This is a genomic window from Pseudoalteromonas ulvae UL12 (assembly GCF_014925405.1).
Taxonomy (GTDB): Bacteria; Pseudomonadota; Gammaproteobacteria; order Enterobacterales; family Alteromonadaceae; genus Pseudoalteromonas; species Pseudoalteromonas ulvae.
Genome location: NZ_AQHJ01000030.1, coordinates 131,791 through 151,973 on the forward strand (window position 1 = coordinate 131,791; position 20,183 = coordinate 151,973).

At 42.2% G+C, this 20,183-nt stretch carries 15 protein-coding genes; 6 read left to right on the forward strand and 9 right to left on the reverse strand.

Annotated elements, in window-relative coordinates; all coding sequences use genetic code 11:
• Nucleotides 1-2: 2 nt before the first annotated feature.
• Entirely contained in the window at nucleotides 3-593 is a 591-nt protein-coding gene (locus PULV_RS14185; RefSeq protein WP_086745739.1) for a GNAT family N-acetyltransferase, read from the forward strand.
• Here PULV_RS14185 and PULV_RS14190 read toward each other — a convergent pair.
• Nucleotides 590-3,322: a tetratricopeptide repeat protein gene (locus tag PULV_RS14190; RefSeq protein ID WP_193332068.1), complete on the reverse strand. Its 2,733-nt coding sequence runs from the start codon at nucleotides 3,320-3,322 to the stop codon at nucleotides 590-592. The genes PULV_RS14185 and PULV_RS14190 overlap by 4 nt on opposite strands.
• A gap of 202 nt (nucleotides 3,323-3,524) precedes the next feature.
• Here PULV_RS14190 and PULV_RS14195 point away from each other — a divergent pair, with 202 nt between their 5' ends.
• A complete protein-coding gene (locus PULV_RS14195; RefSeq protein ID WP_086745737.1) occupies nucleotides 3,525-4,037 on the forward strand; it encodes a TIGR00645 family protein in 513 nt (170 codons plus the stop codon).
• Between the two features lie 19 nt (nucleotides 4,038-4,056).
• On the opposite strand, the gene soxR is transcribed toward PULV_RS14195, so the two are convergent.
• A complete protein-coding gene (gene soxR, locus PULV_RS14200) occupies nucleotides 4,057-4,518 on the reverse strand; it encodes a redox-sensitive transcriptional activator SoxR (RefSeq protein WP_086745736.1) in 462 nt (153 codons plus the stop codon).
• Between the two features lie 328 nt (nucleotides 4,519-4,846).
• Here soxR and PULV_RS14205 point away from each other — a divergent pair, with 328 nt between their 5' ends.
• From PULV_RS14205 to PULV_RS14220, 4 genes are all read left to right on the forward strand, one after another.
• Entirely contained in the window at nucleotides 4,847-5,665 is an 819-nt protein-coding gene (locus PULV_RS14205) for an arylamine N-acetyltransferase family protein (RefSeq protein WP_193332069.1), read from the forward strand.
• 128 nt (nucleotides 5,666-5,793) lie between these two features.
• Nucleotides 5,794-6,723 carry a hypothetical protein gene (locus tag PULV_RS14210; protein ID WP_086745734.1) on the forward strand — a complete coding sequence of 310 codons (930 nt, stop codon included), beginning with the start codon at nucleotides 5,794-5,796 and terminating at the stop codon, nucleotides 6,721-6,723.
• 240 nt (nucleotides 6,724-6,963) lie between these two features.
• Nucleotides 6,964-8,859: a bifunctional glutathionylspermidine amidase/synthase gene (gene gss, locus PULV_RS14215; protein ID WP_193332070.1), complete on the forward strand. Its 1,896-nt coding sequence runs from the start codon at nucleotides 6,964-6,966 to the stop codon at nucleotides 8,857-8,859.
• Between the two features lie 156 nt (nucleotides 8,860-9,015).
• Nucleotides 9,016-9,534: a DUF6622 family protein gene (locus PULV_RS14220; RefSeq protein WP_193332071.1), complete on the forward strand. Its 519-nt coding sequence runs from the start codon at nucleotides 9,016-9,018 to the stop codon at nucleotides 9,532-9,534.
• A gap of 102 nt (nucleotides 9,535-9,636) precedes the next feature.
• Here the strand turns inward: PULV_RS14220 and PULV_RS14225 are convergent, their stop codons facing one another.
• The 7 genes from PULV_RS14225 to PULV_RS14255 all read right to left on the reverse strand — a co-directional run bounded on the left by PULV_RS14225 (nucleotide 9,637) and on the right by PULV_RS14255 (nucleotide 20,046).
• Nucleotides 9,637-12,162 (reverse strand): zinc-dependent metalloprotease, encoded by a 2,526-nt coding sequence (locus PULV_RS14225; protein WP_086745731.1) that lies wholly within the window; start codon nucleotides 12,160-12,162, stop codon nucleotides 9,637-9,639.
• Nucleotides 12,163-12,321: 159 nt separating this feature from the next.
• Complete coding sequence (locus PULV_RS14230) at nucleotides 12,322-13,548, reverse strand: sensor histidine kinase (protein ID WP_193332072.1); 1,227 nt, start codon at nucleotides 13,546-13,548, stop codon at nucleotides 12,322-12,324.
• Entirely contained in the window at nucleotides 13,549-14,946 is a 1,398-nt protein-coding gene (locus tag PULV_RS14235) for a sigma-54-dependent transcriptional regulator (protein WP_193332073.1), read from the reverse strand.
• Nucleotides 14,947-14,976: 30 nt separating this feature from the next.
• Nucleotides 14,977-17,376 carry an ABC transporter permease gene (locus PULV_RS14240; protein ID WP_086745728.1) on the reverse strand — a complete coding sequence of 800 codons (2,400 nt, stop codon included), beginning with the start codon at nucleotides 17,374-17,376 and terminating at the stop codon, nucleotides 14,977-14,979.
• Nucleotides 17,373-18,110, reverse strand: coding sequence for an ABC transporter ATP-binding protein (locus PULV_RS14245; RefSeq protein WP_086745727.1), 738 nt, complete (start codon nucleotides 18,108-18,110; stop codon nucleotides 17,373-17,375). The genes PULV_RS14240 and PULV_RS14245 overlap by 4 nt, the downstream gene beginning before the upstream one ends.
• Before the next feature lie 29 nt (nucleotides 18,111-18,139).
• Complete coding sequence (locus PULV_RS14250) at nucleotides 18,140-19,378, reverse strand: efflux RND transporter periplasmic adaptor subunit (protein WP_176365245.1); 1,239 nt, start codon at nucleotides 19,376-19,378, stop codon at nucleotides 18,140-18,142.
• Nucleotides 19,379-19,602: 224 nt separating this feature from the next.
• Nucleotides 19,603-20,046 carry a hypothetical protein gene (locus PULV_RS14255; RefSeq protein ID WP_086745725.1) on the reverse strand — a complete coding sequence of 148 codons (444 nt, stop codon included), beginning with the start codon at nucleotides 20,044-20,046 and terminating at the stop codon, nucleotides 19,603-19,605.
• Nucleotides 20,047-20,183 lie beyond the last annotated feature (137 nt).

The following is a 20,183-nucleotide window of genomic DNA, read 5'->3' on the forward strand; positions in this document are numbered from 1 at the left end:
GAATGAAACTGAGTAAACGGATCTTATCTGGCGAGCTGGTTGAATTAATTCCCTTGGATATCATCCATGTTGAGCCATTAATTGAAGCGGTTAAAGATGGTGAACTTTGGCAAGTGTGGTATGCCACTGTGCCCCATCCGAATGATATGCAAAGCTATGTTGAACAGGCCATCGCCGAGATGCGTTTGGGGAATATTGCCTATGCAGTGTATTGCAGAGCCACCAATAAAGTGGTGGGTACAACGCGATTTTATGATGTAGAAAGCACACATCGTCGCGTTAAACTGGGATTTACTTGGTATAGCAAACACGCATGTCGAACGGGTATCAATACTGAAACTAAATTCTTGATGTTGCAGTTTGCTTTTGATGAGCATAAGGCCATTGCAGTTGAATTTCGGACCCACTTTTTTAATCGGGTATCGAGGGCGGCAATTGAGCGATTAGGTGCTAAACAAGATGGTATTTTGCGCCAACATCAAGTTATGGCTGATGGCTCCCTTCGCGATACTGTCGTGTATTCAATCCTCGATAGAGAGTGGCCCGCGGTTAAAAATAATTTACAGCATCGACTGGCGGCCTACCCAAGTTAAGAAAGCGTGTGTGGAATGGCAATCCGAAAAATAACTCCCTGGGGAGATTTTTGTTCAAATTGGATATGCCCTTTTAGCTGCTGGGTTACTTGGTTATAGACAATATGTAACCCGAGGCCAATATTACCTTGGTTTCGTTTTGTAGTGAAAAACGGCTCAAAAATTTTACCGGCCACTTGATCTGCGATTCCTTCACCATCATCTTGATAGATTATCCTCAAATGGGTATCGTCTTTTATTAACGACACCGAAATATTGAGCTGTTTATCTTGATTGTGGCCATGTTGCAGGCTGTTGAGCAGTAAAATATCCAAAATCATATCAAAGCTCATGGCAAAACTAGTCACGGTGATGGTGCAGTTGCAATCAAATTGGAGGGCGACATTGGGCGCATGCTGTTTTTCAAAAAGCTGTATTTTTTGCGCGAACATCGATGATAAGCAAAATTCTGAAACGGTGGGATCTGTATTGGCTATTTGCTTAAATTGAAGGATTAAGTCTGCGCTTTTATGAATGTTTTTGGTGATCAGTGTTTCACTATTTTTGAGTTGGACTAGGCTATTTTTTAATTTTTCCTTCGAGAGCTGATTGCTATCGACACGCGCTGCAATATCGTCAATGACTTCGTTTAATACCGATGAGGCGGTGACGCAAGTGCCTATCGGGGTGTTCATTTCGTGCGCGATCCCTGTAATTAAGCTCCCTAAAGAAGCCATTTTTTCAACTTCAACGAGTTTTTCTTGCGTATCAGTCAGTGCGGCTAAGGTAAGTGATAACTCTGAATTGGTTGCCTGTAAGTCAGCTGTACGTTTTTCAACTCGTAACTCAAGTTCATTGTTGAATTCTATAAGTGCGATTTCTTGTTGTTTTAATGCGGAAATATCTCGTAGTGTGCCAGAAATTCGGGTGGCTCGGCCTGTGTCGTCTCGTTCGACCGCTTTACCTCGGTCGAGTACCCATACCCATTCTCCGAATGTGTTTTTAATGCGGTAACTTGCCTCAAAAAAAGTACTGTTATCGCCAGCTAAGTGCTGCTCAAACAAGGTTTTAACTCGTTCAAAATCTTCAGGATGAATGTTACTTTGCATCGCATTCATTGAGCTGCCAATTCGGTCTTGCGGTAATGTGGTGTTATTAAAAGTGTTTTCCCGTGAAATGGTGCCTGTAACCAAATTCCAATCCCATAATTCATCACCGCTGCCCCACAGAGCCAGTTTGAGTCGCTCTTTCCCTGCTTTGATTGCACTTAGCACTTTCGCTTGAGCTTGATCTTGTTTATGTTTGATAAGTAAAAAAGCGCCAAATAACATGGCTAAAAAGATTAATAAACTGACCAATAACACTGTATTTTTTTCAGATTCTTCCTGAGCTAATTTTAAATTTGAAATGGTGTTTTTATTGGTTAAAGTTTCTATTTCGCGTTGCTTTTGATCGACTTCGAACTCAACTCTCAGTGCACCGGTTCGTAATTGTGCTTGTTTACTGAAGATTTTGTCATGTTTGGCGGTGTATTTTTTGAAGTAGAAGAGCGCTTGTTGGTAGTTCTTCATGGATTCATTAAATTCAGATAAAGCTTGATAAGCGGCTAAAATAACGATGCTTTTTTCTGATTTTTCAGCATAGACAATGCTTCTTTCAACCTGTTCGACAGCCGCTTGGTAGTTATTTTGTGCAAAACGCAATTTGCCAATAGCTAAGTGTGTTTCAGCCAAGCGAGAGATTTCTTGAGTGGTATTGAAAATCATCAAGGCTTGGCTGAGATATCGCTCAGATGAGGTCAATTGATTTTCATCGAGATAAAGGCGGCCTAAATACAAGTTAGATGACCCTTGCAGTTCTTGATTTCCTAAGGAGTCAGCTAATGATTTTGCTTTGTTTAGATAGATTAACGCATCATCAATTTTGCCTGCTAAGCGCGACGTTTCGCCGAGGTTGTTGTAAGAAAAAACCATACCGCGTTGATAATTTAGTTGTTTTTTTAGCTCGAGAGATTTTAAGTGCAGTTCGATGGCGTTGTCATAATCACCAATGTCTTTATAAATAATCGCAGTGTTGTTGTATTGAATGGATAGTGCGCGAATGTCGCCTAAATCTTGTTTTAGCATTAAAGACTCAAGTTGGTATTTTAAGGCAGTTTCAAAATCGCCAGAACGGCGATATAGCGAACCTACGTTACCCAACGCTTGTGCTGTTTTTTCTTTATTCTCCTTAAATCGATAAATTTCGAGCGCTGTTAAATAATCTTTTAATGATAATTCATGATCGCCCATGTAACGATAAACAGTGCCTCTTTGTGCAATTAAATGAGCTAATTTCAGGGTGTTATTGGCTTGCTCTGCAATGTCCATTGCCGAAGTGAGGCTTTCCAATGCATTTTCGTGGAGCCGTAAATCTAGCTGAATCGTACTTTTTGTTTCATAAGCCAGAATTTGTAATTCTTGATGGTTAATGCGCTGCGCAATTGATAAAGATTGTTCTGCGAGCGGAAGTGCTTCGGCTTGATTTTCGAGGTAGTTATACGCCAAAGCCAGATAGGCATAAACTTTAGCTTCTTGGACTGCGTTGGGTGTTTGTTCCAGTGCGATAAGGGCGTATTCGCTGTAGGAAATAGCTTTTTTTGCCGAGTAACGAGAGTAATCAGCAAGAAAGTTGATAATGAGTTCTAGTTTTTCGGCTCCTTGTGCTTGGTCTATTTGTTTTTCATAGACTTCGATCGATTTAGCTGACACGCAGATACAGCACAATAGCGTCAGAATGAAAAACGAGGATCGCAACAAAGTTATAGGTGTCATCAATAAAAGGTCACGTTACTAAAGTTTAATGATCAGTATAGTTAAGAAATATCATCGGTTTTCGAGATCTAAAAATTTGATTGATTTATTGTCATTACAAGTTATTGTGCAGCAAAATAAATAGTTTTCAGGAATCCCGATGCGTAAACAACTCGAAACTAATTTTGAAGCGCTTATCTTTTCAGGTCGTTGGTTGCTCGCGCCGTTCTTTTTTGGTTTATTCGTCGCCATTTTGCTTTTATTGGTTAAGTTTATGAAGCTGTTAGGCACCATGGTGATGAATACGTTTCATGCAACAAATGAGCAAATGCTGATTAATATTTTGACCTTAGTTGATACGGCGCTTCTTGCCGGTTTATTGCTGATTATTATCTTTAGTGGGTATGAGAATTTTGTTTCTAAGCTCAATATTGATCAACATGAAGATCGCCCTGCGTGGATGGGTAAAGTGGGATTCTCAGGCTTAAAAATTAAGTTGATCAGTGCCATTGTTGCAATTTCAGCGGTGGAGTTACTAAAAGTGTTTATAGATTGGCAGCATTACACTGAAGAGCAGCTTTTTTGGAAGGTGGTTATCCACATGGCCTTCGTTGGGTCTGGCGTGCTGTTTTCGATTACTGACTTTATCAATAGTAAAACTCATAATCATTAAAACGAGTTGGTCTCATCGTTTACTCCTTGCTGGAGCCATGTTCAGTAAACAGTAAATGTGCGCCGTCCCCTTGCTTGGCGAGTTTGTCATCTTGATTGTAGATGGGGCAGTGATGAAGGGATAAACAGCCACAACCAATACAGCCGGTAATGTTGTTTTTCAATTGAGTCATGGCGGTTATTTTTTCGGTTAACATCGCTTGCCATTGTGTGGCAAGTTGCGACCAATCATCTTTGGTTGGATCGCGCTTTTGCGGCAATGCATCAAACGCTTGCTTTATTTCTTCAAGGGTAACGCCAAATTTTTGCGCGGCTTTGATGATGGCGATGCGGCGCATCACATCTCGTTTGTAACGTCTTTGATTACCATGATTTCTTAAGCTGTGGATGAGACCTTTTTGCTCGTAAAAGTGCAAAGCTGAAACTGCGACACCCGTGCGTTTGGCCACCTGACCTACACTTAAGTTTGCTTCATTGTTCATTTGTTTCTCCTAAAAATTTAGGGGCTGTTGATCTTTGTTGAGCAGTATTTGCTTAGAATGACTAGGCGACACACTGCTCGTCGCGATAAAAACGCTTTTATCTCGAACAAAATTTAACTACGAAAGTTCAACTGCCCTTAATTTAACGAAAAAAACACTTTACCTCAAGTTAGGTTGTGGTTTTAGCCTTGTCGATAAATCAACTCAGACAATGAAGGACTTACAATGAAGGTGTTCTATCAATTTATTCAAAATGTGTATGCTCAACCTAGAGTCGTTAAAGAGTTCAATCTTGTGATGGCAAAAAAATAGTAAAGAGGAGTCAATAATGCCCCCGTATATCAAACACTATTTGGCGCTGCTCAATGTCAAAAAGACAGCGTCAGATCTCGACTATATTAGCCAATTACAGCAGGCGCATCTTATGCATTTTTGTTTTTCTAGTGCGAATGTCTTGCTAAAAAAGCCACTTAGTTTGGAACCCGAAGCGCTATTTGAGCGTGTCATAACAGAGCGGACAGGTGGATATTGCTTTGAGCATAATAAAATTTTTTATTTAACGTTAAAGGCGCTAGGTTATCAAGTCAGACCGATTTTGGCTCGAGTTATGCTCAATGGTGATCCCTTAAATGGCCTCTCCCACCGTTTGACGTTATTGACTTTAGTGGGTCAGCAATATGCGATTGACGTGGGGTTTGGCGTTGATTGCCCAAGAAGCTTAATTGAGTTAACGGATAACCACTTTATTTCAGAGCAGGGATTTGCATATCAGTTAAAAAAAGAGCCAGATAATTCGGATGGATTTAGATTACTGCAACTAAACACGGCAGCAGAGAAGACTTTATATCGTTTTGATTTAAGAGAGGTGACGGAAGCGGATTGTGATATTGCGCACTTTTATAGTCATCAACACCCGGATGAGACTTTTGTTAATCATTTAGTGATAGCACGAATTGAGGTCCATCAGCGCCATTTGATCCGTAATTTGCACTACAGTCAGATCAACCATCAAACTGGAGAAAGACATGAGTTACCCATTGAAAGCGTGGCACAATTATTATCTGTGTGTACTTCGCAGCTGATGCTGAATATTGATCAAAAAGCCGCTGAACACTTATTTGAATATTTAAAGATGAAAATTTCGTAGTGGAAAACAGGCATCAGATTTGCTGTTTTAGGTAGCTCGAATAAGATACCTCGTATTTTGCTCTAGCTACCGTATAATCAGGGTTGCAATAAAACGTATGACTAACCAATGTTGAACAAGGAGCGTGTATGTCTGATAAGCCTATCAGTGCTGAAAATCCATTTGCTAATTTAACTCAGGCACAATGTGAGCAGATTCAACTGTGGTATCAAAAGCATATTTCTTCAGAGCTCAATGTGCTACTCAAAGGGAGTCAATCAGGTAAAGTCATCGAACGTAAAATCCAGCATGCGCTAATGCAAGCCCATCAAACTCTTGAAGCCGTCAAACCGTTACCCGCATCTACAGATACCAGCATCAAGCTGAAACAGGCCAATATGCTGGCTGAACTTAAAGATACCCGCGATTTGTTTCATAGTGCGCAGCGCAAAATTAGTACGTTAGAGCAACAATTGGGTGCCAACCACGAGCAAATTCAATTACTCGAAAAAGAAAACAGCGAGTTAAAATCTGAGTTACGCAGCTACCGAGAACGATTAAACCATGTGTTAACTCGTTTAGAAAAAGAAGGAGTGTCTTTTCAAAAAAGTCATTACGTGGGGCGTATTTTTGTTCATGCCTTACGTTCAAGCTTTCATGATTGGCAGCAAACCCCTATGGGTGAGCGATTTAAGAACCATGATTTTTATAAGCTTTTCCCTCGAGTGTTATACGGCAGTTTGCTCAAAGAAATAGAATTATTATTGGGTGAAACAGACTACAGCCGCATCGACCGCACGTTGTCGAATTTTGTTTTTCAGCATAAAGGTGTGCCTGTTCAGGATTGGCCTGACGAAGATCCGATTTACCAATCAGAGCTAATTAGTCAAAAACAGCATGAACTGTTATTACGCTTACGTGAGCAGCATCAACGACGTAAAAATTTCGCGTTGTATTTAGAAAAAAAGCTCGCTAAAACCGGTTTTACGCCCATGCATGGACGTTTATTAGTTGAATTAATTCAGTTTGCAACAACCGAGACAGACAGTGATGCATCGTTTGACACTAACATGCATTAATACAACTAAGCTATTTACCAGCCTATTCTTAGCTGTGTTGGTTTTTGTTTCGTTAGCGGCTTTTTATATAGCATAACGGCACCGCACAGCCTCTTCCTTACTTAGATGAGCAACCATTCGCTGTAAAAACAACCTTAAAAGCGCAACACACCCTACTGTAACTGTAATGTTTTGGCTTGCTATCAACATGCTTCACTTCTATATTCGCTGATAACTCCTCCAATAATAGAAACGACTTTAATGAAATCTTCAACTCCCGCAAGTGTATTTGGTGAATTGTTGGGTTATGCACCCGGAAATGTACCTGTTTATTCTTCTGATTATGAGACTGCAGATGACACGTTATATCCTAATAGGAGTGCGTATCGCAGTTATTTAGATGGCATTTATATGGGTTATAAATGGCAATGCGTAGAGTTTGCAAGGCGTTGGATGTACATAAACTATGGTTATATTTTTGATGATATCGCCATGGCATACGATATCTTCGAGTTACGCACTGTTCGCGATGTCAATAGCCAGCAGCGCCTGCCGTTACATGCATTTCGAAACGGTTGCAAGCAACATCCCACAGTGGGTAGTTTGTTGATTTGGGAGGAAGGGGGCGAGTTTGAAGAAACCGGTCATGTTGCCGTGGTGGTTGAGGTTCACGCTGATAAAATTCGACTTGCTGAACAAAATGTAGGGCATCAAATGTGGCCTGAAGGACAAAACTGGTGCAGAGAACTTAAGGCTAAAGTGACTCAGCAAGGGGAATATTGGATTGAGTGCTCGTACAGCGATGCCACTATCTTGGGTTGGATGATACAAACGGACCAAGCAGATTTTGCAGAACCGACTCCTGAAGTCGATAGTCAACTTTTCAGCATTCAGCCTCATCAAGTTTGCGATAATGGGCAAACGGCTAAGTCATGGCTCAATATTGCTAATGATGATGAAGCAGCTTATGTTGATATGATGCAAGGTCATAAGTTGACTTCGGTCTTGGCTGATCAACATCGCTTTTTTACTATTTCAGAGACTGGGGCGCAAACCATTGAGCATGCAACGAATGAATTGCATGGCCTGTTTATGCACGCGACCGATTATGTTTTACAGCACCCTGAGCTACTGAAAAAATTTAACCTTCCGGAAGTCGTTCTCTCTAAAATTCGCCAATCTTGGGATAATCGTTTAAACCAATTAATCACCAGTCGGTTTGATTTTGCTTTAACCTCCAAAGGCCTCAAAGTGTATGAATATAATTGTGATTCTGCATCGTGTTATATGGAAAGTGGCAAAGTTCAGGGCAAGTGGGGCAAACACTTTGGCGTTAAACTGGGTGAAGATGCCGGGCAAGATTTGTTTAAAGACTTAGTCAAAGCGTGGCGCAAAAGTGATGTCAAAGGCATGGTTCATATTTTACAAGATGATGAAGCTGAGGAGCATTATCATGCTTTGTTTATGAAAGAAGTCATTGAAGCCGCTGGATATGAGTGCCGCATCATTATCGGCCTAAATGAACTGCGCTGGGAAGCCGATGGCAGCATTATTGATGGCCACGGTGATAAGTTAAATTTCGTATGGAAAACATGGTCATGGGAAACCGCTTTGGATCAAATCAGGCAAGAATGTGAGTCTGAGCAAACAACCAGTGACACTTTCGAACCACTTTGGCAAGCAGGTGAAGTGCCTCGTTTAGTCGATGTATTGTTGCGTAAGCATATTATGGTTTTCGAACCTTTGTGGACATTGATACCGAGCAATAAAGCGATTTTACCTGTGCTTTGGAGTTTGTTTCCAAATCACCCTTATTTACTTAATACATCGTTTGAGCTCAGCGATGAGTTGTTGCAAACCGGTTATGTGGTCAAACCGATAGTGGGACGCTGTGGCTCAAATATCCAATTAATTGATGAGCATAAAAATTTGTTAGAGAAAACAGAAGGCCACTTTGTTGGGCAAGATCAAATATATCAACAACTGTTCGCATTACCGAAAGTAACGGACTATTACGTGCAAATTTGTAGCTTCACTGCAGCAGGTAAGTATTCAGGAGCCGGCGTACGTGTTGATAATAATATGATTATCAATGGTCAGAGTGACTGTATGGCATTGCGCATTGTAGATGATGAGTTGTTTATCACTAGCCAATAAAATCTGATGATGCAATTGTTAGGTTGAGATACCTATTGAAGTGATAAAATTCACTGTTTTTTACTTGCTACTTAGGTTATAAACAAAGGTCATCGCTGAAAACTTATGCATTAGCTAGCAGTACGGCGATGATTATAATAATAAGAGGAAGTAAGCATGGGTGATATTTTATCTCATACCCCAGTTTGGGTATTTGTGCTGTTTGCAGTGTTAGTTTTTTTTGGTTTTAAGCAAAGTAAACCTCGTCAGGTATCATCATGGATGGTGGTCGCGTTGCCTGTTGCAATGTTGATATTGTCACTGGCGGGCGTGTTATCAGGGTTTGGGATTGCACTACTAAGCATTGTATTTTGGCTGGTGGGGTTGGTCTTATCGCAGTTATTCAATCGAGTGTTTAAACTCACCAGTTATGCAGAATATGATTTGCAAAATCAGACGTTTTTGATTCAAGGTAGTTGGATCCCTTTAGTATTAATGATGGCGATCTTTTTTACTAAATATGCCGTGGCTTTTTTACTTGCAACTGAACATGCATTGACGGTCGACCCGATATTTATGTTGGTGGCTTGTGCATGGTACGGGCTGTTAAGTGGCTCATTTTTGGTGCGAGCAATGGGGATTTGGCAAGCTAAGCGCCATGCAATCAAAGCCGAAAAAGTAGCAAAGGCAGCTTAAATTATTTAAGCCCCTGTTATTAGGCTAAGCGAGTTAGATAAAAACCCGAGGTACAGTGTATGTCCCTCGGGTTTTTGATGATTACACGCTAGTTAAGTTAAATTAAGCTTTGAGTGCTTTTTCGATCAGTAAATCGATGTAAGCTTTATGGGCTTTGGTTGCTTTATCTGCACCCCAAGGTGTGCTGGCATCAGCAATGTCTTGCAGTTGACCTAAAGCAGCAGCGCGAGCAAGGTAGTCATATTTAGATGCTCGACCTGAACCTGCAATCGCGATTAAGCGGTTTACATATTCAACTTGTAAATTTTGGCTGACTGAGTTGCTGTTGCCTTCTACAAAAATGCTATTGGTTAAATCCTGCATAAACTCGTTTAAGCTGTAGGTATTGCCGTACAGGGCTGTATCCGAAATACGCTGTAAAACGTTAGCATGAAGTAATTGATTCAATGCGTTTGTTTGCAGGCTCAGCAGCATTTTGTGTGCTTTAGGATCTTCATTTTTACCATAATGATTAAAACCACGGCGTTGCTGTTGCATGTAGTTATACAGCGGCTTCATGTTGGTTAAGGTATCGGGTGCAAATACTTTTTTCGCTAAAGTATTCATGGCCGCTTTTTGAATCTCAGCAGGCACAGGCGTGTAAGGTTTGACGGAATCATCCGTACCCACCACATTACGCTCAACATAAACACCGCCAATATAGCGTGAAATCACGCCAGCTTGGGTGCGGTATTGACCAAATAACATATTGGCAGACGTTAATAGTTGCTGATGTGATTGCCCTTCAACACGCGCAGTGTCAATGAGTTTATCTAGCATGTGATTAATTAAATCCATGCGATCACTGGCATACGCCACAGCGTTCGATGACATATCGCCAATCATCACACGCGGGTCAATATGGCGGCCAGGCGCGCGCATATCATCTGCATCGTTACCAAAAGCTAAGCCATGTTCATTTGAACGCGACAAGATGGTGTTTAAACGTGCTTGTTCAGCGGTTTCATCAGTCAACGCGGCAGAGTAACCGTACTCAATCGCCCAATCATCGTATGGGCCTGGCTCTGTTTGGAAGTAGTCACCCTGAGTTTGACCAAGCGGTGCAACATTTACAGGGCTGTAGTCCATCACTGAACCTGTCAGCACACCTTGTGTTTTTGATTTGTCGTGAATGTCTTTTTCGTTCCACAAAATTGAAGCTTTCATATTGTGGTTCAGACCTAACGTATGGCCAACTTCATGAAGCACGAGTTGACGCAAACCTTCGGCTAAGATGGCTTTCTTTTCAATGTCAGCGCCCGATGCCAACGTATTGGCCATCATCATATTTTGTTGTAGTTCATGACCTAATGAGCAATGTAATTGGTTGGCTTGATCATCGGTGTGTTCAGTTAAGCTGGTGGCACCTTGTGAAAATAGCGAATCATAAATCCAGCGGTTTTTCATAAAGACAAACTCTAACATGATATCAGAGCCTAAAATTTCACCCGTCAATGGATTAGCTAGCGCAGGGCCATAGCCGCCAAAGGGTGGGCGTGGCGAAGAAGTCCAACGTAGCACGTTATAGTTGATATCACCGGCATCCCAATCCGCATCATCTGGTTGCACTTTGACCTCGATGGCATTTTTAAACCCTGCTTTTTCAAACGAGGTATTCCATGCCAGCACTGCTTGTTCAATGGTGTCGCGCCACTCGATTGGCGTGGTGTTTTCTATCCACCAAGTAATCGGCTTAACCGGTTCAGAAACGGCTGCGCTTGGATCTTTTTTCTGCAGATCCCAACGCTTGATTACATCTTGGTACGGCGTCCAATCACTTGAAGTCATTTGGTCGAATTGGTTGGTAAAGTAGCCCACACGAGCATCATCATAACGTGGCTGGTAGCTGTTTTCTGGTAGGGCAACAAATGAATGTTGCACCTTGACCGATATCGTACGAGGGTCCGAAACCGCAGTGGAGCCGCGCACAGTTGGATTGGCGTTGGTCATCACATAATCAACAACGACATCGAGATTATTGGCATAGGTACGGTTAGATAAAATACGTGACTTTTTATCGTCTAATTTACCGGGGTTAAAGCGTTTTTTCGCATTTTTGTCGTTCGGGTTTTTCCATGGAGAGACTTTGTGTAGCGCTTCGCTTAAAAATAGTTTATCGACATTAAATGCAATTTGGCCTTTTTCGGCTTTTTCGATTTTTATACTGGCAAGCACCGCTTCCGAAATATTGGCGTCACTGGCTTTGGCGATGGCACTGTTTTCATCAAACAAGAAGCGAGGTGTTTTGCTGATAATATCAATGCGATCGAAGTGGCGGCGAAACTCAATTAGCTTGGTTTCACGATATGAGCCACGAAAATGACCTGCATCAGTGACACCATCGACGGTATGAGCAAAATAAACAAACGGCGTATTAAGTTGTGATTCGTTAATCACCATCAAGTTTTCGCCCGTTTTGGCATCTTGATACAAGTTAAATAAACCAGAGTACTCAGTTCTATCTTTGATGAGTGACGCGATGGTGGTTTCTTTTTTGTCTTTTTTATCGGCTTTTTTATCTGCAGCCAAAGCTGGATTTGAGATGCTTAACGCCAAAGTAAGCGCTAACGCGATGTTTGAAATTTTCACGCGCAGTTCCTTGTTCTTATGTGTGATGTGTTGTTCGTATCTTTAAAAGTGTACCTGAACCAATATACGGACAAAAACCGGCTGCGTTAAGTGCACCAATAGCTGTGATGAACGCCCATTGGGTAGAAAAGTGTTACAGCATGTTGCTCGCTAGTAGCGCTAAAGTGGCCAGCTAAGTGTGACAACCGCGCCAATGTCATCATTACTTAAGTGAATATCGCCACCGTGCAATTGGATGATATCTTGGCATAAAGAGAGCCCTAATCCTTGACCTTCAGCTTTGGTGGTAAAAAGCGGATTAAGGGCATTGTCTAAGTTGGCAAAACCAGGGCCAGTGTCTTTAATGACAAGCACTTGAACATGATTATCATGATAGCAATGTGCTTTAAGTTGGGTACTTGGATGTGCTTGTTGGCTATTTTTAAAGATGTTGAGCAGTAATTGCTCAAACAACATAGGGTCCAGTGCAGCATGTTGTTCGCCTTGAAACTGTAATGACATGCCTAAGGTCGTTGCTTGTTCGTGGCATAGCTGCGCTATGTTCGTCCAGCGTTGCTGAGCCGGTGGTAAAGTGCTCAAATTCGCATAAGCGGCGATAAAACTAAGTAAAGATTCGCTGCGTTGTTTAATGCGCTCCAGTGCTTTCGATACTTGTTCTGGGTTAAAGGGGCCATTGGTTAATAATGTGTCTGACAACGATGCAATCGGAGTGAGGGAATTGCGAATTTCATGGCTCATAATGCGCACAATATCGCGTTGACTTTGTTTGTGCTGCTGTTGCAATGAATGCTCAATATTACTGGCGCTATAAAACCACCAAGCAGTGTGGTTTTGTTTAAATGCGACACTACTACTGTGCCATTTTTGACTAAAGGCCGAATGGCTGAGTTGACCTTGTTGTTCATTAAAGCCTAATTTTTTTAGTGTATCGCCAATTAAAGCAGTGTGTGGGAAGTGACGTTTGAAGGCGTGATTGGCAAACATCAATTGCTGTTGCTGGAAAACCGCAATCGGCTCTTGCCAATGTTCAAAAATGTCATACCAGATTATATGTGCATGCCGCTGGGTGTGCGTTTGGCTTTCACTTAGCTCTGTGATGGCCAAAGCCAGCTGTTGAGCTGAGCTGTTGATATCTTTGAATTTAAGAGTGATATTTTTTTCACCTTCAAGCTTAGTTTGACTAAAAGCAATCAAATCTTGCCAAGGTTGAGACCAAAATTGGTAGGCTTTGAAGGAGAAAAAACATAACACATACGCTAAAACCAAGCCAAAACTGACCAAGAAAAGTGGACTAAAGTTTAATAAAAACAGTGTGGTAAGCGACAAGGTAAAGATCTGTGTGCTCACTAAGGTTAAGGTGAACATTACGCGATGTGTTTGCTGCATTTAGCTATGAGCCGTGGATTTAAATTGATTGGCATCAAGCTGATATTTTTCAAGGCGACGATACAGAGCGTGGCGCGAAATCCCAAGGCTTTGCGCTGCCTTGTTCATATTCCCTTGATATTGCTGCAATGCCACTCTAATTTGCTGGCATTCGCGCTCTTCAAGGGAAGGCTCAGGCAAGGCTGCAGTTTGAAGGCTTAACGGGGGCTGCGAAGTAGGGCTTTTTGGCAGCATCAAATCATTGAAATCTATAATAACTTGATTAGTTTTATGTCCTTTAAGTAGTACGCAGCGCTCCATTACATGACGTAACTCACGGATATTTCCGGGCCAAGTATAGTGCAGCAGACTCTGGCGGGCAGGGGGGGTTAAAGTTGGACAAATCAACTGATATTGCAAGGCAAACTGACTGAGGTAATGCTTGGCTAGTGGCAAAATATCGGCTTGGCGCTGGCGCAGTGGAGGTAACTCAATGATAAAAGTGTTGAGGCGGTAATACAGGTCTTGTCTAAATTGCCCGTTTTGTATCGCCGCTTCGAGGACTTGGTTAGTGGCTACAATTAAGCGGACATCTACTTGTTGAGGAGTATCAGCTCCGAGAGGAGTAAAGGTATGGCTTTCCAGTACTTGCAGTAATTTAGCTTGTAAATTAAGGGGTAAAGCACCAATTTCATCTAAAAAAAGGCTCCCTCCATTGGCGCTACTAAATGCACCTTGGCGTTGTGATTTGGCATCAGTAAACGCACCTTTTTGATGACCGAACAGCTCACTTTCAAATAAAGATTCAGGAATGGCTGCCATATTTGTGGCAATGAATGGACCTTGTTGATAGCTCGACATGTGATGGATCCGTGCTGCAAGTTGCGATTTTCCGGTACCATTTTCACCGAGTATCAATACATTGGCTCGGCTAGGGGCAATTTGTCGGATCAGGGTTTCGAGGTGTTGCATGGCTGGTGATTGAGCAATCCAGTTTGAAGCGGTCGCTGCAATGGAAGCTGAGTTACTGCTTGCTGCGGTTGGTTTTATGGTGTGTTCAATCAGTGTTAATAATTTACTTTTGTGCCAAGGTTTTTCAATAAAGTCTTTTGCGCCGAGTTTTATGCCTTTAACAGCAAGATCTATGCTGCCCCACGCGGTCATTAAAATAATTGGTAGTGTCGATGTATCGAGCCTTTGCAGTAAAGAGAGCCCTTCTTGGCCTGAGGTGGTATCACGGCTAAAATTCATATCCAGCAATAGCAAATCGGGTTGATGGCGCTGAATTTGGATTTCGCAAGTTTTGATTGAGTCCGCCTCAAGAGTGCGATATCCGGCTTGGTTCAGTAAGAGGCTGAGTGCAAAGCGAATATCACAGTCATCATCGGCAATTAAAATTAATCCTTGAGGCTGACTCATGTTGTTCCTTTTTAATATTATTATATTGGCTTACAGCTGCCTTAATGCTTGCATGGGTGCTTGGCTGATAATCCGCTGAGCCGGCAGTATCATAGCAATTAATACAATACTAATTAACAGTAAATCAATAGCGAGCATTGGCAGCCATGCAAATTCTGGCAGGCTACTGATGCGAATATGCATCTGCTGATATACCAATACCGCGGCCACTGCACCGAAAGTTAATCCCGTGGCTAACAGCCCTAGGGCGTTGTTTACAATGAGACCCAACAAACGTTGGCGGGTTGCCCCAGTGGCCATGCGGATTGCAAGCTCGTAACGGCGCTGTTCAGTGATGCTAGTGGCAAGCCCAGCCATACCAACCGCGGTGAGTCCGAGCGTTAACAATGCCAATGCAAGTGTGAAATAAAACAGTGTCCGTCTTTTGGCTGTGCTTTGTAACCAAGTCTGGTTTTGTGTCTCAAAATGAAGCTGAGTTATGAGCGGATTTTGGGCTAGTAATACAGTGTTTAAGGCGTCAATATCGAACTTTCCTTTGGCTTGCTGGATAACCAATTCAAAATCTTGAGATACAAAAGAGCGATACGATTGATAAGAGGTAGGAAATCCAATTTTAGTATTGATAATTTCATACACATCGGCTGCGATACCAATGATTCTGCTGCCATTCAGTTCAGTATCAATGATATCAAGAGCTGTCTTATTCGGTGCGAGGAGCCGTGCTAGGCTTTCATTAATCACAGTTACTTTGGCTTTATCTTGCCACTCTTGTTCTGTGATCGTACGCCCTGCTACCAATTTCATGTCAAAGGATTGGAAAAAATCAGGCGCTAAATCTCTGCTGTAATAAGTGAAATCGCGGTTAGTTAGTTCATCTTTTGTCATGTACATTCTGACAGTGCTATTAAGTGGTACAGCAGAGCCTTGCAATACCTTGAGACTTGGATCATGAGCTTCAATAGCAAAGATTAAATCAGCACGTATTTGTTGTGCCTGTGCAAATTTTTGCTCAGCAGAGGCTTGTGAATCAAATTGTGGGTACTGCGCTTTGATCAGTAACGTATTGTCAAAGTTAAAGCCGAGAGTCGGGTAAAGGAGCTGGTAACTGTTAAATCCGACCATACTGATCGCGGTTAAGATCACACTACTTAAGCACAGTTGGATAACAAACAGGCTTTTTTGTAAACCATGTCCGGATTGATGATTGAATCCCTTGCCACTGCTATTTAGCGCACTGCCGATATGTTTCAAATTCAGTTTTTTCATACAGATACTGGCAAATAAAGCGGCAATTAAGACAATAAATAAGCCACTCATTAACACAGTATATGTATCTAAATGAACTTGATGCAGTAGCGCAAAGTCAGCACCAAAAATAATCGGCAACGCTTGGATCAACCAAGCGGCGCATAGTAATCCCAATACAAATGACACAACAAACAACGGCAGCAGTTCTAAGGTGATGTGTAAAAAGAGCTTGAACCGAGAAGCACCAAGGCTTAGTGACATGATAAATTCATGCTGCCTCATTTGATAATGAGCGACGATTGCATTGAGTAGATTGCAGCAGGCAATGACTAACAAACCCGTGAACACAGCTAATAGCATTAAGATTAGATTTTTATGTTGGCTAGTAAGGTTATCGCGGTACAAGTTTATTTTTGTGTTCATGCCAACGTTGCCAAACATCTCACCTTTAGTGAGGTCGGTCATAAACTGATTTAGCTCAGTTTCTTTCGGTGGGGCTAATGTTGTACGGATAAAGACCACAGTATCAGAGGATTGAATATTCGTTTTACTTTTTGCTGTAGACTGAGGAGGGGGAAAGTGCCAAATTTGCTGGCTGGCATGTTGATCGCCCAATTTATGTGAGGTGAAGTCGCTCAGTACACCACGAATTTGATAGTATTTTTCGTTTATTTGTACTGATTGTGTCAGCACATTGAGGTTGCTATTGAAGTAATTGCGCCACAGGCTGTGCGAAATCCACACACCATCTTGTTCATCAGCTGTGTCACTGTTATCACCTAATAATAATGTTAAACCTAAAATGCGGTCGCTTTGACGGCTAGCAGTGATTGAGATAGCTGCATACTCACTATCATTAAGGCTAAACGTGGTTGATTTGGCTAAGAAGTATCCCCAGTCTCCAAGGTGTTGATAGTGCGTTTTTAAGGCCGTAAATTGTTCTTCTCCAGCCGCTGGGATAGTGAATTCTTCGGATAATTGCCAAAACGATTCGACTTGATACAGTTCTTGCTCATTTTTAATATCAGGTAAGGCCTGAAACAATGTATTGCTGCTGATAGCCAGCGCGGTGATCACCGCAGCTAAGGTTAAGCTTAACGTGAGTAAAATTGGCAAACTGAAACGTGGCAGAGTGACAATACGCACGAGGCCATGGCGTAAGGCGCGCAGATAAAAACTCATACTGGCTCCGCTATTTTAGCATGGTTTAAATCAAGGTCGTTTGGCGCTTTGGCAAAGTGTTGTTCTGCCAAAATTTCGCCATCGAGCAAACGGATCTGGCGACTAGCCATTTGGCTGTAGCGACTATCGTGGGTCACCATGACAATCGTGGTTCCTGCCTGATTCAGCTCACACAGCAATTGCATCACTGCATCGCCATTTTGGCTATCAAGGTTTCCGGTTGGTTCATCAACGAGTAATAAATCAGGCTGACCGACCAAGGCTCTTGCAATCGCAACGCGTTGTTGCTGCCCACCTGATAGTTGGTTGGGTTTGTAATCTGCACGAGCAAGCAAATTGACGGCATCAAGCTGCTTTAATACCTGTATTTTTATTTCGCTGTGTTTACAGTTGCGATGTTCTAACGGTAAGGCGATATTTTCAAACACAGTAAGTGAATCAATCAAATTAAACGATTGAAAGACAAAACCTATGTGGCGATTACGAATTTTGGCACTCTGATCGATATTAAGTCGGCTGACATCAATATCGGTTAATAAATAGCGGCCTTGGTCGGCTTGTTCAAGCAGCCCTAAAATACTCAGTAAGGTTGATTTTCCGCAACCTGATGGGCCAACAATAGCGACAAATTCGCCTTGCTCTATGGTTAAGTGAATGTCGTTTAGTGCCTGAGTATGCAACTGACCTTTATTAAAGGTTTTATTAATGTTTTGCAGCGTCACGAGCGTGGTCATAATTATCCTTAGGAGTGGGCCTATGAAGGCTAGTTAATACTCAGCTGACTGAAATTGTGCCATTGACTGAGATCCGATGTAATGAGTTTTTGTCCTTTTTTCGCACCAGCGGCAATTAGCAGGTATTCACCGCTGCGTTCAGAAAAAGTCACAGTTTGTTGTTGCGCGATCTGGTTTTGTTCGAGTTGGTACACAATTTGAGTTGCTAAAGGTCGCATTCCTGGTTGCTGGGTAATAAACAATGCGTTGGGTTTGTGTGCAATAAAGACTTGGGCAGCTAAGTTCAATGCTGGGCGAATATGTGCAGGGAGCTGATCGGAAATGTGCACTTGCGCTTGCACTGAACCTTCACTTACCACGGAGTCGAGCTGACTAATGTGGCCGTTGAGTAAGGTTTGCTCGTGTTTTATATGAACCTTGGCCCCTATTTCTACTTGTTCTGCGAGACGCTGCGGAATAAACACTTTTGCAATTAATTCGTTACTAGAACCTATTTTGGCAATAGTGTCTCCAGTATTTAGGTGCTGCCCTAGTTCAATTTCTAATTTTTCAAGAGTGCCATTAATATCTGCAGTGATGGTGAGGTTGGCTACTTTTTGAGCCAGCAATGAAACCTGCTGTTGTTGCAGTTCAAGATTAATGTGTTTTTGCTCTTGTTCAAGCGCTTGCATTTGCTCAAATGTATCAAGACGAAATTGCGAAAATGTCAGCTGCTGTTGCAGTTGTGCAAGCTTCAGTTCAGCTCGTTCAAGCTCAATGTGGGCTGCAATACCGAAATCTGCTAATTGGCGATTCGCATTTAAATCCAGCTGCGCTGATTCAATGGTGGCTTTGAGCTCGGCAAGTCTTGCTTGTTCGGTTAAGAGCTCATTTTTTTGACGTAGCGCAAAAGCAGCGCTATCGGCTTGCAAGCGAATGAGTTCAGCTTTGCTTTGGTTATGTTCTTGGATCAAGTCTGGGTTAGAGAGTTTGGCAATAACGCTGTTAGCTAACACTCTTTCACCGCTTCGCACTAATATTTCGGTGATTTTTCCTGAGCTGGGCGCACTAATTAGTTTTTCATATTTTGACGCATATTGACCAAACACGGGAGCCATGATGTCGATATCACCTTGCTCTACCTCGACAATGGTTAAATCGCTCAGCGCTAAAGTTGGCTTTAGTTGTAAGCTGAAGACAGATCCTGCTATTACGATTAGTAAGGCCGCAATGCCAAGACAGACATTACGTAAAATGTGTTTTTTTGGCGAGTTAAGTTGAATGTGCACAGGCATACCTCACACTGAGCGCTGATGTTTTTCAGCGCAATTAAAGAGTAACTAAGGTATGAAATGAATGTGCCATAATTTTAATTGTTATAAATCAATAGTCTAAACTTTTATTATTGGGGCTTGATGGTTTCAGTGTGCGAAAACGCACATTGAGCTGTGCGTTTTTATAACATGTGCGTTTTAAGTTGATACGTGGGTAATACTTACAATTAACGGGCTATCTACTTGGTTGTAAAGCGCTTTGCAACAATCACCAGTACTACAGCAAAAAACAGCACGATAGCAGGCATTATCAGTGCTGCGCTCCCATAGACAGCAAGGCTGTCTTGTAAAATAAAGCTATGGACTTGTTGCAGCAAGACGGCAATCAGCGATGCAGTCAATAAGGGAAACGCAAGGGGTTGACCCAAGGCTAGTGCCAGTGAGCCCGCAGTACCTGCGAATACGGCAATCGCAAATACAATCACCACCCAACTGGCGGCATTTTGATACAGCGCTTGCTCGGCTTCAGGCATGGCTGCAAGTTGTTCTGGAGTGATCATTACGTGCATGAAAAACGCCATCACCCCCATTAAATTCCATACCACCATCAGCCAAGCGAATGGCTTAAGCCACTTGGGTGATTCGCTAGGAGAGTGTGTCTGTGTGTTTGGTTCTGCGGTCATAAATTTCTCTTTTTATTATTGTGTTAAGGTCTTAGTTTTATAGTTGATTGTGGCTCGTTCGTAAATGTTGAGCTTAGGCGCGAGCGAGAGTGTAAACGAAACAAGAGTTTGGCGCAGGGTGATTGATTTTTCAACGG